This is a genomic window from Pseudomonas sp. NFX1 (assembly GCF_051123555.1).
GTDB classification, from domain to species: Bacteria; Pseudomonadota; Gammaproteobacteria; order Pseudomonadales; family Pseudomonadaceae; genus Aquipseudomonas; species Aquipseudomonas capeferrum.
Genome location: NZ_CP169366.1, coordinates 2460882 through 2473280, shown reverse-complemented (window position 1 = coordinate 2473280; position 12399 = coordinate 2460882). Strand labels below are relative to the sequence as shown.

Annotated in this window: 13 protein-coding genes and 3 pseudogenes; 8 read left to right on the top strand and 8 right to left on the bottom strand. The window is 57.1% G+C overall.

The features are described 5' to 3' along the window. The first annotated feature begins 49 nt into the window (after positions 1–49). On the top strand, positions 50–655 hold the full coding sequence (locus DJ563_RS10760; RefSeq protein ID WP_434519478.1) for a DUF2076 domain-containing protein: 606 nt from the start codon (positions 50–52) through the stop codon (positions 653–655). Positions 656–752: 97 nt separating this feature from the next. Here the strand turns inward: DJ563_RS10760 and chrA are convergent, their stop codons facing one another. Together chrA and DJ563_RS10750 are read right to left on the bottom strand one after the other, a co-directional pair. Continuing rightward, complete coding sequence (gene chrA, locus DJ563_RS10755) at positions 753–2114, bottom strand: chromate efflux transporter (RefSeq protein ID WP_434519477.1); 1362 nt, start codon at positions 2112–2114, stop codon at positions 753–755. Continuing rightward, on the bottom strand, positions 2107–3048 hold the full coding sequence (locus DJ563_RS10750; RefSeq protein ID WP_434519476.1) for a chromate resistance protein ChrB domain-containing protein: 942 nt from the start codon (positions 3046–3048) through the stop codon (positions 2107–2109). The genes chrA and DJ563_RS10750 overlap by 8 nt, the downstream gene beginning before the upstream one ends. Positions 3049–3204: 156 nt before the next feature. On the opposite strand from DJ563_RS10750, the gene DJ563_RS10745 reads away from it, so the two are divergent. Both DJ563_RS10745 and DJ563_RS10740 read left to right on the top strand, forming a co-directional pair. Beyond that, complete coding sequence (locus DJ563_RS10745; RefSeq protein WP_434519475.1) at positions 3205–4509, top strand: MFS transporter; 1305 nt, start codon at positions 3205–3207, stop codon at positions 4507–4509. 52 nt (positions 4510–4561) lie between these two features. Next, positions 4562–5533, top strand: a complete 972-nt coding sequence (locus DJ563_RS10740) for a zinc ABC transporter substrate-binding protein (RefSeq protein WP_434519474.1) — start codon at positions 4562–4564, stop codon at positions 5531–5533. Between the two features lie 232 nt (positions 5534–5765). On the opposite strand, the gene DJ563_RS10735 is transcribed toward DJ563_RS10740, so the two are convergent. Together DJ563_RS10735 and DJ563_RS10730 are read right to left on the bottom strand one after the other, a co-directional pair. Next, the gene (locus DJ563_RS10735) at positions 5766–6422 is read right to left on the bottom strand and encodes a hypothetical protein (RefSeq protein WP_434519473.1); all 657 of its coding nucleotides are present in this window, start codon (positions 6420–6422) and stop codon (positions 5766–5768) included. Between the two features lie 11 nt (positions 6423–6433). Next, entirely contained in the window at positions 6434–7171 is a 738-nt protein-coding gene (locus tag DJ563_RS10730) for a HupE/UreJ family protein (protein WP_410936736.1), read from the bottom strand. Positions 7172–7682: 511 nt separating this feature from the next. Here DJ563_RS10730 and DJ563_RS10725 point away from each other — a divergent pair. The 3 genes from DJ563_RS10725 to DJ563_RS10715 are packed head-to-tail and all read left to right on the top strand — an operon-like array spanning position 7683 to position 8919. After that, complete coding sequence (locus DJ563_RS10725) at positions 7683–8000, top strand: metal-sensing transcriptional repressor (RefSeq protein ID WP_434519472.1); 318 nt, start codon at positions 7683–7685, stop codon at positions 7998–8000. 29 nt (positions 8001–8029) lie between these two features. Beyond that, on the top strand, positions 8030–8470 hold the full coding sequence (locus tag DJ563_RS10720) for a YqaA family protein (protein ID WP_172228019.1): 441 nt from the start codon (positions 8030–8032) through the stop codon (positions 8468–8470). After that, on the top strand, positions 8467–8919 hold the full coding sequence (locus DJ563_RS10715) for a TraX family protein (RefSeq protein WP_434519471.1): 453 nt from the start codon (positions 8467–8469) through the stop codon (positions 8917–8919). Before DJ563_RS10720 ends, DJ563_RS10715 begins: the two co-directional genes overlap by 4 nt. A 300-nt stretch (positions 8920–9219) precedes the next feature. Here the strand turns inward: DJ563_RS10715 and DJ563_RS10710 are convergent, their stop codons facing one another. After that, positions 9220–9372 (bottom strand): YHYH domain-containing protein, encoded by a 153-nt coding sequence (locus tag DJ563_RS10710; RefSeq protein WP_275966772.1) that lies wholly within the window; start codon positions 9370–9372, stop codon positions 9220–9222. 583 nt (positions 9373–9955) lie between these two features. Further along, a complete protein-coding gene (locus tag DJ563_RS10705; RefSeq protein WP_434519470.1) occupies positions 9956–10180 on the bottom strand; it encodes a general stress protein in 225 nt (74 codons plus the stop codon). 318 nt (positions 10181–10498) lie between these two features. Between DJ563_RS10705 and DJ563_RS10700 the strand changes: the two are divergent. Then, positions 10499–10770, top strand: a pseudogene (locus DJ563_RS10700) (hypothetical protein); the annotation flags it as partial. Positions 10771–11053: 283 nt separating this feature from the next. Here DJ563_RS10700 and DJ563_RS10695 read toward each other — a convergent pair. Next, positions 11054–11441, bottom strand: a pseudogene (locus tag DJ563_RS10695) (thiamine pyrophosphate-binding protein); the annotation flags it as partial. On the opposite strand from DJ563_RS10695, the gene DJ563_RS10690 reads away from it, so the two are divergent. Next, the gene (locus DJ563_RS10690; RefSeq protein ID WP_434519469.1) at positions 11431–11955 is read left to right on the top strand and encodes a cupin domain-containing protein; all 525 of its coding nucleotides are present in this window, start codon (positions 11431–11433) and stop codon (positions 11953–11955) included. The pseudogene DJ563_RS10695 and the gene DJ563_RS10690 overlap by 11 nt on opposite strands. Positions 11956–11997: 42 nt before the next feature. Here the strand turns inward: DJ563_RS10690 and DJ563_RS10685 are convergent. Then, positions 11998–12352, bottom strand: a pseudogene (locus DJ563_RS10685) (termination factor Rho). Positions 12353–12399 lie beyond the last annotated feature (47 nt).

The window sequence follows — 12399 nt, the reverse complement described above, 5'->3', positions numbered from 1 at the left end:
GCTCGGTATGGGTGTAAACCCCAGCCGCTAAGGGGGCATCGATCAATAAATGAGACAAGCACATCTATCCCTGGCAGAGGGCAACAATAGAGCCGCTGCCTACGTCCGCATGTCGACGGAACATCAGCAGTACTCCACTGAAAACCAGCTGCAGGAAAACGCGATCGAGCAGTTGGACGCTCGCATCAAAGAGCAGGCCGCAGAGATTGAAGCGCTCAAGCGTGCCCAGAACGCCTCGCAGCAGAACAGTGGTGGTTTCCTGGCTGGCCTGTTTGGCGGTCGTAGCCAGGCTCAACCCGTTGAGAGTCGCCCAGCCAGTTCCCTGGCTGGCAATACCGGCGCACGACACTCTCTGGCTGGTGGGCGTTTTGGTCAACAACCAGCTGCAGGACAGCAGCCAGGATTTGTCCAGCGCGGGGCGCCGGCGCAAGGTGGCGGCTTCCTTTCGGGCGCCCTGCAAACGGCCGCCGGTGTGGCGGGTGGCATGGTGCTTGGTAACATGCTGATGGATATGTTCCAAGACGATGGTGCTGAGCAAATTGCCGGTCAAACACCAGCAGAAAAACCACCAGTAGCACAGGAAGAGCCTGCATCAGATGAGCACTACGCTGACGAGGGCTTCTTCGATGGAGGAGACGACGAAGATTTCGTTTAACTGCCCAGAATGAGCACAACATGCCGGCCGTCAAGACCGGCACGTTGTGCTGGCTGGCGAGTCCCACCTCCCGCCAAAGCAGGGAGGGTGTCCAGCATTACAGAATGATCTGGATAACGAGTCCGGCCAATGCAGAGGCGCACAGTACTTGGATTACGCCTCGCTTGAAGCAGAAGAGCGCTACCGCGGCACCGGCTGCAATCAGCGCAGATGGCCAGTCAAAAGCGCCTTCAAAGCCGTTCGGCCAAAGCACGTGATAGCCGAAGAACAGCGCCAAGTTAAGGATCACGCCAACTACAGCCGCTGTGATTCCGGTTAAAGGGGCGGTGTACTTCAACTCGTTGTGGGTCGACTCAACCAGAGGACCCCCGGCCAAGATGAAGATGAAGGATGGCAGGAACGTGAACCAGGTGACCAGGCTCGCTGCTATCGCGCCGGCAACAAATGGGTGGCTGGCTCCGAACATCGGATGGACATAGCCTCCAACAAACCCTACGAATGCTACTACCATAATCAACGGTCCAGGCGTGGTTTCGCCCAAGGCAAGACCATCGATCATTTGGGTTGGCGTGAGCCAGCCGTAATGGCCTACGGCACCCTGGTACACGTAAGGCAGTACGGCATATGCCCCACCAAAGGTGAGCAGAGCGGCCTTGGTAAAGAACCAGCCCATCTGGGTCAGCGTACCGTCCCAGCCGAAAGCCCCTACCAATATCCCCATTGGAAGCATCCACAGGACAGCGCCAATCACAGCCAGGCGCAGCAGAAGTGTCCAGCGGAACCGCGCATGCTCCGGTGTTGGCGTGTTGTCATCAATCAAAGCAGGCCCGTAAGTCGCCTTGGTTGCACCGTGCCCGCCGCCAGTCATGAACTTCTCCGGCACCAGCCGACCGCCGATATAACCAATGACGCCTGCCCCTAGCACGATTAGAGGGAAAGGTACGTTCAGCGCAAAGATCGCAACGAAAGAAGCCGCAGCGATCGCCCAGAGCCAAGAATTCTTGAGGGCTCGGGAGCCGATCCGGTGCGCGGCATGCACCACGATTGCGGTCACCGCCGGTTTGATGCCATAGAAGATGCCGACCACTACCGGCACTTCACCAAAAGCGATGTACACCCAAGACAAACAAATCAGGATAAACAGCGACGGTAGGACGAATAGCGCTCCTGCGATAACCCCACCCCACGAGCGATGCATCAACCAGCCGATGTAGGTCGCCAATTGTTGCGCTTCTGGCCCAGGCAACAACATGCAGTAGTTAAGCGCGTGCAGGAAACGTTTTTCACTGATCCAGCGTCGGCGCTCAACCAGCTCCTGATGCATGATTGAAATCTGCCCGGCTGGACCTCCAAAACTGATGAAACCCAGTTTCAGCCAGAACAGGAAAGCCTCAAAAAGCCCCACGGATTGTCGTTCGCCCTGCTGCGGGTCGCTGACGGGAGTGCTGGTATCAACCATTAGCAATGTCCTCGCTGGCAAACGCCGTCAGCAGGCCATCAAAGATGCCTCCGGCAACTTGGCTCAGTTGGTTGTCATCAGGGATGCTTTCCCGTAGCCCTGCGAGAACCCGTTCTATGCCGGCGGCTTCAGCGGGCTGGCTTCCACCGACGTCCAGGTAATGAACGACTGAGGCGAGCCTTTGGAGACCCGGCTCCTCTAGCGCAAAGCTGGCGATGAGCGTTTCGAACGAAACCAACAGCCCGGTATGACTGAATTGCGCGCCACCAAAATCAAAACCTAGTGCATCAGCGGGGCAGTCTTGAGGTTTTTCCAACCAGATAAACTGTGCCTCGGGATCGATGAAGCGGTTGATCAACCAAGCGCACGCAAGCCTATCGACCCATGGGCGCTGTCGTGTTGCCCACGTACGACCCCGATAGTGAAGTCGATCCAGAACGCATATCTGTTCCTCATACGCTATTGGCTCGTCTGAGGACAGCGCTCTGCTAATGGCCGTCTCCAGTTCTCGAAGTGCGGAGTCGGCCCGAACCTTGGCCGGACCGGGAAAGAAGTCGATGGCGGCCAGCTGCCCATAGGATTTGCGAAGCTTTCGAACCTGGCGCGCAACCTTATGCGTATTGTCCTGGGCCAGCTCTGCTTGGGCAGAGCTGATCTCCATTATCAACTTTGCGTAATCGTCACTTCGGTCGAACAACGCGCTGAAGCGATCTTCTTGATCGGAGAATCTCAGTACGTAGGCCGTACCGTTGATGCTCAGTACGTCACGCTCGACCGTCTCAAATGCTTCTCTGGCATCGGTCAAGTCGGGTAACAAATACACACCGTCGCGCAGGGCAGCAGCGCCGCAGGCCTTCAGTGTGCGCCATGCGCGCATTCGCTCGGTGGTGTTGGCCGTCGGAAGGCCCAGAATCAACAACGCCCATCCAATCATGTTGCGTACTCAACATGTTTTGTTATCAATTCTACATTATCCCTTTCGCTGTTGAAGTCAATCGCTAACGTGATGGGTAAGCCATCGCGTTGACCATATCCCCCTGGGGGGGATACGATTCAAGGAATGGCGACTTCTACCGCTTCGGAGAGCTCGATGCTTTCAGTCCTGAAAAACCCTACCTACCGGCATTTGTTCTTTGCCCAGGTAATCGCCTTGGTGGGTACAGGGCTGGCTACGGTCGCACTCGGTCTACTGGCATATGACTTGGCGGGCCCGGATGCAGGCGCAGTGCTGGGTACCGCTCTGGCTATCAAGATGGTGGCGTATATTAGCGTCGCGCCGGTGGCCGGAGCTTTTGCCGAGTATCTACCCCGCAAAGCGATGCTGGTGAGCCTTGATTTAGTCCGGGCTGGCGTAGCGGTGATGCTGCCCTTTGTCACCGAAATCTGGCAGGTCTATCTGCTGATCTTCCTGCTGCAGGCCGCTTCCGCCGCCTTTACACCGACATTCCAGGCCACCATTCCGGATACTCTTCCGGACGAAGGTGAGTACACCCGTGCACTGTCGCTTTCCCGTTTAGCCTATGACCTGGAAAGTGTGATCAGTCCCATGCTCGCAGCAGCTTTGCTGACAGTTGTGAGCTTCCATAGCCTATTCGGCGGCACTGTTATCGGTTTTCTGGTTTCAGCAGCCATGGTGACTACCGCTGTTCTTCCACGCCCCACCCCAGGGCCTAAGCGCAGCGTGTACGAACGGACTACCAAAGGCGTGCGAATTTTCATGCGTACGCCACGCCTACGAGGCCTGTTGGCGTTGAACCTGGCAGTTGCTGCAGCCAGCGCGATGGTCATTGTGAACACCGTGGTGCTGGTGCAGGTAAGGTTCGGGTTAGATCAACGCTCGATGGCTTTGGCACTTATGGCATTCGGAGCGGGGTCGATGGCCGTGGCGTTAGCGCTGCCGAGGCTGCTTGAGCGGCTCGATGATCGAAGGGTAATGCTCGCTGGCGGCGCTATCCTGGTTGTCGGCCTGGCCTTGGGTGTGTGGCTCCCAAACTATGAAGCGCTGATTGTGCTCTGGGTCGTGGTCGGGGCAGGTTACTCGCTTGCGCAGACGCCTTCTGGTCGCATTTTGCGAAGATCGTCCAGCGCTCAAGATAGGCCCGCATTGTTTGCTGCTCAGTTCGCCCTATCACACGCCTGTTGGTTGATTACCTATCCGGTAGCGGGTTGGCTGGGGGCGACGTTCAGTACCACAGCGGCGTTTGGCGGCCTAGCGGTAATCGCAGGTGCAGCCTGGGTACTCAGCAAAAGCATTTGGGATCCTCGGTTTGAAGACGAGGTCGTTGCCCATCGCCATGATGATTTACCTGCGGATCACCCTCACGTCCAAGGGGGAAAACAACATGCTCACCCATTCGTGATCGATGACGAGCATCGAAAGTGGCCCGGCCATTGATCACTAACACTCAGACCCATCCGTTCAGCTCTGAGCACACACAGGAATACCCATGAAAAAGTGTCAAACCGCGTCGTTGTTCGGCGGGTCTTTGCTCTTGGCCATTGCCAGTTGTAGTGCATTTGCCGAGGTCAGGGTTGTCACCAGCATCAAACCACTGCAGCTCATTGCGGCGGAAATCCAGGATGGCGTTGGCGAGCCAGAAGTGCTGGTACCTGCCGGTTCATCCGCACACAGCTTTTCGCTCAAACCATCGACCGTTCGAGATATTCAGGCTGCTGACATCCTGTACTGGATCGGCCCCGACCTTGAGAATTACCTGGCCAAAAGCATCACCGCTCGCAGCGGCAAGACGGTAGTAATTCAAAAACTGCCGGGGCTACACATTCGCCATTTTGGCGAGGAGCATGAGCATGCTGAACATGGTCACGAAGAGCCGGTAAGGTCCACCGCTGTGGGAGATGATCATGACGATCAGCACCGCCCCGGTTCTATTGATGCTCATCTGTGGCTTCGCCCGAGCAACGCGTTGGTGATCGCCAAGCAGATGGCCACCGACCTTTCTGCCGCTGATCCTCAGAATTCCGCTCGCTACCAGGCGAACTTCGAAGCCTTCAGTGCGCGGCTCGGCGAACAAGATCGACGATTAAAAAAACGATTGGCACCGCTCGCGGCCAAGCCGTTTTTCGTATTTCATCAGACCTTCGATTACTTCGAGGCGGCTTACGGCCTGAACCACACGGGTGTGCTGGCTATCGGCGGTGACGTTCGGCCAGGTGCACGTCATATCGCAGAAATGCGGGCCAAGCTTGAGGCCGCAGGCCCTAGCTGCCTCTTCAGCGAACCACCGGTACGCCCAAAGCTCAGTGATACGCTGACATCTGGCCTTCCAGTACGCTTCGCTGAGCTCGATGCCTTGGGCTACGGGGTAACGGTCAGAGCCGGTGGATATGGAGAGCTAATAACTCGAATCGGAGATGAGCTCGCCAAGTGTCTGGAGAGCCTGGACAAGGCGGGGTCCTAGGGATTGCCCCGAAGCCGGCTGAAATAGAGCCATCCTTGGCTCTTTACAATGCTCAATCGTGGGAATGTCCATGTCCGGCACTGTCATTCTTTACCTGTGGCTCTTCGCTGCAAGCACCAAGCAGGCTAAGGAAGCCGATCAGTAGAACAGAGCGCAACAATTTGATGATCATCGTAGGACTCCAAATGGATAAAGGTATGGCTGGTGCCCACGCTGCAGGCAGCACAGGGTTTCACTTCTTGACGTTCAGGTAGTCGCCAGTGGTATTCAGCACGATGGTAACGTTGCCTGTTGTGCGGTTACGCCAGAACCAGCCATGGGTACCATCAAACAAGGCTGTCAGTTCGCCCTTGTCACCTTTGATCTGCCGACCTTTGCTGTAGCTGTGGAAGTCACCCTGAGCGGCGTTGTAGGTCTCTGCGTGGGTGTCATGGTTGACCGGTCCGGAGGCGCTCCATTCATAAGCGACTACGCTGCCTTTGAGCATTTCCAGTTTGATCTCACGGCCTTCACCAGGCTTGAGCGTGAGGCTGACTTCATCCGACTTTGCTGCCGGCGCTGCAGGTTTGGCAGGCTGCGCGACCGCGACTTGCTGAACGGGTGCTGGCACTGTCGCGGGAATGATTGCTGACGCAGCAGCAGGTGCAGGGGCAGCATTCTTCGCGGCAGCTTCGTCGGCCAGAGCTTCCTGGGCAAGGGTTATCTTGATTTCGCCCATCTGGGTCAGACCCATGGCACGGCCCAGCCCGGTTGGGTCAACCGCATACTCGGATGGCATGACGACAGTAACCAGCAAGCCCATGGCCAGAGCTAAGGCGATTGCAGTGGAGCGCACGAGTTGACGGCCGCTCGGCAGTTCATTTGCCGAAGGAAGTGGGGAGTTGAACATTCTGAAGATCCTCAAGCAGTAACAAACAGGCCAGTCAGCTGATAACCCATCAGCAGGAAGCCGGCGCTCATCATGGCAACGTTGGCGGTATAGGCATGACGCCAAAATCCACCGGTTCTCCTCCAGAAGCCCATCACGATCAGAATGGCGCTCAGCGCGAGCAACTGACCGATCTCCACGCCGACGTTGAAGGCGAGAAGGTTCGGGATCAGGCCATCTGAGGAGATCTCATACTCCTGGATCTTCGTGGCCAAGCCGAAGCCATGCAGCAGGCCGAAGATCAGCGTCGCGGCCTTGGTGTTGGGCTGAATACCAAACCAGCGCTTGAACGCCCCCAGGTTATCCATGGCTTTGTAAACCACGGAGAAACCGATAATGGCGTCGATGATGTAGGAACTGATGCTGATCTCCGTCAGCACGCCGAACAGCAACGTCACCGAGTGACCGACAGCGAACAGCGTGACGTAGAGGCCAACGTCCTTGAGGCGGTAAAGGAAGAAGATGACGCCGAAGAGGAAAAGCAAATGGTCATACCCCGTCATCATGTGCTTTGCGCCCATATAGATGAACGGTATCAACATGACCCCAGAACTTTCCTGGATGAAGCCCTTGTCGCCTTCCGCTACGGCGTGTGCCAAGGCTTCTGGCATGCCGATGAGCAATGACGCGACGAACAGGAACAAGAGGAAGATGGGATGGCGAGCACGCGAAGCGAACACGCCTCCACCCGGTATCGAGTGTAGATGCATGGATCAATCCTTTTTGCAGTGATCGAGAGCCGCAGAGCGGCCAGGGTCAGGCGGCAAAAACAGGACGAGGTGGGCGTTCGATCCGGAAAATTGGCGGGTGAGGTACCGAGTCACCTGACCAAGCCACGGAAGTAGAAGGGCCAAAGATCGGTGCCAGATGGCGTGCGGAGGAGAGTTGCGGCGTCTCGTGTTGATGGTCGGGCGTCAGGGGAGAGTGGTAATGGTCGGTGCAGTGCCCGCAGCTGGCAGAGGCGTCGCTGTGGTCATGTCCGTGCTTCGATGCCACTGCATCTTGACCTGAGGCTTGAATCGGTACCGACGACGAATAGGCGTGTCCTGTCCAGGCCAGCATAAAGGCCAGAGCCAGAGCTACGATCATGCTCGGTGACAGGAAACGACGAGACATCAAGAAGCCTTTCTAGATGATTCAACAGAAAGCCGCACGCTTGACCTAACCCCCAGGGGGGGATAGCATCTCAAGCGTAATGTATCACCGACAGAGACTCAAGATATGTCCGATCACTCACATGATCATCCGCACGATGCCCCTCATGACCACACTCATACACACCAAAGCCATGACGCGATTATCAAGCGTTTAAAGCGTGCTGATGGTCATTTGCGCAGTATCATCGCCATGATCGAGGAAGGACGTGAATGTGTAGACATTGCCCAGCAGCTTCATGCTGTTGAGAAGGCGGTGTGCCAGGCTAAACGCACGCTGATCCAGGATCATATCGACCACTGCCTTGAAGACTCGGTAACAGCCTTGAGCAAAGGGGATCGGTCGGCGATTGAAGAGTTCAAGCAGATCACCAAATACCTGTAGAACTCGCTCGCTCATGAGTAGCCCGGACGATGTTTGAATTCACCAGCTATTTGGGCCTGTTCCTGGCGGCTTTTGCGGCGGCAACGCTGTTTCCCATGCAGTCAGAAGCTGTGCTCGCCACGATGCTCGTATCGGAGCATTACGTTCCTCTCGTCCTTCTGGCGGTGGCCACCGCAGGCAATGTGCTTGGCTCGGTAGCCAATTGGGCATTGGGCATAGGGGTTGAGCACTTCAAGCACAAACGTTGGTTCCCGGTCAGTGAGGCGAAGCTGGAAAAGGCTCAGTCTTTCTATCAAAGGTATGGCTACTGGTCCTTGTTACTGAGCTGGGTTCCGATCATAGGGGACCCAATCACGTTGGTGGCCGGCGTGATGCGTGAACCGTTTTGGCGTTTTCTACTCCTGGTTAGCCTCGCCAAAGGCGGTCGATACCTACTCTTGACGCTCTTGGTGCTCGGGAGCATGCCATGAGCCACGTATCGGCGGAGCGGCATGCCGGTCAGGACCTCATCAAATGGATCGCTTTGGTCACGATGGTGCTTGATCACATGCGCCTGGCTTGGCCTGCAACCAGCGACTTATTTGTGCTGGGCCGTCTGTCGTTTCCCTTTTTTTGCTTGGCCTTGGCCATCAACGTTTCGCGCAATCAGCCAGGGGAGCTGTTTACCCGCAGCAATGGCCGATATCTCGCACTGTTGGTGCTGTTCGCTGCTCTCTCGGAAGTGCCTTACCGAATGGTTGGGACTTCGGGGACGTTTAACGTGCTGGTGACCTTGGCGCTTGGCCTGCTAGTAGCTTGGGGTGTTCAGCATCAGACGTTTGAAAGTCTGGTGCTAGCGGTTGGAGCTAACGCGGCAGCTTATTTGTTGAGTGAGCCGCTGATGTATGGCTTTTATGGAGTATTGGTACCGGCCGCCTAAGTCCTAGCCATCAGGCGGCCAGAGCTATTTGCGTTATTGCCGGTTGCGTTGTGTGTGGCGATCAATACGAGGACGGGGCTTTTTGAACGGGCGGCGCAGCTTGAGCCATTCGCCATCCTTTCGCTGCTCATCGCCGCTTTGGCGCCTCTGCTCGGTTTGGCCCTGTTCTGGGCCCGATTGCCGTTTAGGGTCTTACCCGTTACGCAGTGGAGCTACTGGGCATTCGCAACCTGCTGTAGTCGTTGCGGCTGGCATCCTCAAGGTCAAGAACGCCAGCACTCACCGGGCCTGCTGACTGCCTTAGTGGCAGTGGCGCTCACCAGTTTTGTGATTGGTATGGCAACCCTTGGAGTCGGTACCACCGCTGTGGGCGAAGGCAGCAACTGAGGAGAACGACTCCGCAAGACGTGCTGGTGCAGTTCCTGACCTCGCTTGGGGGCATTGGAAATGCAGGGCATCCGTTCGCGACCGATCGGAGCGCAGTGGAGAGCAGCCGCTTGGTTGGACTCGTTGGGGTAGCGAATGTCGAGATGGATCTGGACACCATGCGCCTGCAGATTCTGGCGTTGTCCAGGTTTTGGATCTACTCGCTTGGGACTATCCAGCCGCGCAGGGTTGAGGGCGACGGGACGTAGACCGAGAACCATCCTTTGCTTGGGGAGAAAGCGCGCTAGGCCGCGCCGTTGCAGGCTGCGACAGTTTTAATTCTCAGACACTTGGGCCAGAATCAGTGTTTCAGGAGCTAGCGACAGTTTTTCCCTTTCTCAACGTGACGCTGGAGCCCGCGAATTTCGGGCCCGGTTGCGACAGTTGTAATTCTCAAAATCCACTAGTACCTGTTCTATGCCCTCCCACCTTGGCCGAACAGAGCATCAACCTGGTGCTGTCGATGGTGGCGTTGAGCATTCTGCTGCATGGGTTGAGTGTCCAGCCGCTCCTTGCCAGATACGAAGCGTGGAAGGAGAGGGTCTCCTGATGGCTATTCAACAGAAAAAGTGCGAGGGCAGCAATTGCCCTGGCACTGAATCACCGCCAGTTAGCGGTTCTCTCTACCGCCACCGCCACCGCCGCCGTGGCTGTTTTGCCCGCCTTTACGGCCTGCCTCGGAGGCACGCTCACGGTCGTTGGCAAAATTGCCTCCTGAGCTCTGCCCGCCTTTGTGACCTGCCTCCGACGCTTTCTCGCGATCATTGGCAAAATTGCCAGGATTGGTCTGAGCAGTACCACCTTGATGGCCACGATTGGTTGGGTTGTTAGCCATGATCTTTCACCTCATGTCGTCACACAAGTAAGTCTGTGTTCAACTCGGACATCGCGGCGCGGGGTGTTTGCTCCTTGGGTTTTGGCCAAGGCCGACGGGTTGCGCGAAAGAACCGGTGCAGGCGTGTGTGGCGTCCTTAAGCTTTGTTCGCGAACGTTTGGGAAGGATCAAGCTTGCATCCAGTCTGCAGACGCCGAACCTTCAGCCACGCCGGCGTGGTCAAGCGACCCTCTGGACGCTTCTACGCCGCTGACACCGCTCTACTGAACCTCTTGAATGTTCGTGACTCAACCTTTCATCAGCGTGTGAGGCTTCCTGATGCGAACGTTCGAGAAAAACCTTTGTGCTACCCAATTGCTGAAGCTCAACTGTTTGGCAGCGTGGTACCGCGTGCTGGAAAGTAGGGCTTTACGAATGGACTCGCCGGACGACTATCACGACGAATTGCTTCGCCAGGCGATGAGATGGATCGTCGGGGGATTATCTCCTGGCAGGAATGGCGCGATCTTCGTCTGGAGGCCGACGCTGCTTACCTGAGAGCGGTAGCAGGGGAGGATTATCGTCCGGTAAATCCCACGAATTCGACAGCAGGGTTGGGATCGAACGTGCTCTCGCATGAGACCACGCTCATTTCTCGGTACGCAGACCGTCTCTTGTATCCCTGCGTCGTGAATGCGTGATTGAAAAACCCACAAGGATTCCCAGCGCCGCTGCGCCGATCAGCAGCGGCGTATTGTCTTTCGGCTTTCTCCAACCTCCGTCGATACCCCTCCTGCCACTTGGAGGCAAAGCGGCCTGGGCCCAGCTGATCGTCGCGCTGCCGCTGGTTGGCCTGGGTGTCTGGGGCGTTGCTGGCCCACGCGGTATCAAGCGGCCGGATGTAGCCATGCAAACACGTAGCTCGCCGGTGAACTTGGCATGAGCGCTGGCCATGAAGGCGGCCATTTCCTCATGGCGGGCCTGGATGAATTCGATCTTGCCGTTGGCCCGGCTCAGCGCGCCGAACACGCCATTGATGCCGTCGCCGGGGTAACCGAAGATGCGCCGTACGCCCCATTGATTACAACGGTCCCACCAGAAAGTCGCCTACCGTGCCGGTCATTGCCTGCTCCCGTTCTGTTATCGATGGGTGTCTGGACTTGGCACGTGGCGGGAAATTTTCAACGGTACGTGCACCCGTCTGCCGGCTGGAACCTGGCAACAGCCGACGGGTTCGAAGGTGTACCGATAACCCCATCAGGATATGCATCATGACGCTCATGAATACGGAAGATGCAAGCGTGCAGGTCTTGTATTTCGAAGACGACGGCGCGACGCCAAACAGCCGTTTTCCCGTGCTGTTCTACCGGTTGAAGCTCGATCCGATGGGGGACACTGCCAGCGAATTCGAAGCGATGTTTGCCGCTCATCAATGGACCCCGCTCTGGCGCTTCGGGATTTTCGATTATCACCACTTTCACCCGAACGCTCATGAAGCACTCGGGATTGCCTATGGGCGGGCCCGATTGACGCTTGGCGGAGAATACGGGCAGAGCGTGAGCGTGGAGCGGGGTGATGTGCTGGTGCTGCCAGCAGGCACGGGCCATCGCTGTATCGAGTGCAGCGATAGCTTCCTGGTGGTCGGCGCCTATCCCCATGGGCAGGAAGACTACGACATTCAGCGGCCCGACAGAGCAGCACACCCGCGCAATCTAGCGCGCATCGCCCAGGTGCCATGCCCTGAACAAGACCCCGTCTTCGGTATTCGGGGCATGTTGATGACGCAATGGAGTTGAGTGTGGGGCTAGTGAGCCTTACGCTACGGCGACCTTCTCCGATCACCCCTGTTTTCGCAGGACTTCGACCAACTGGGCCTTGCTCATGCTCGAGCGCCCCTTGATGCCTTTGCTGCGCGCCTCCTTCATAAGGCTTTCCTTGCTTTGCGATTCCAGCGACGCGCGCGAAGAGCGTGAATGCCCCTGGCGAGACTCAGCGGCGCGCTTGGCTGAATCCATGCATGCGGTCTTCTTCTCGCGCGACGGAGGTCCTGCTCCCCGAGTTTCCCGGCTTTTCACCGCCACCGAATTGTTTGTCCACGGTGGCCCAGGCGCGCGCTTCGGCTTCGTCCTTGCCCACGCCCTTGTCCTCATAAAATTGCTCGATGTGCATGGCCCGGCGTTTCAGTTTCGCCATTGATCAAGCAACTCACTCAGGAGTGAATGCCATGCCACGCGGTGACA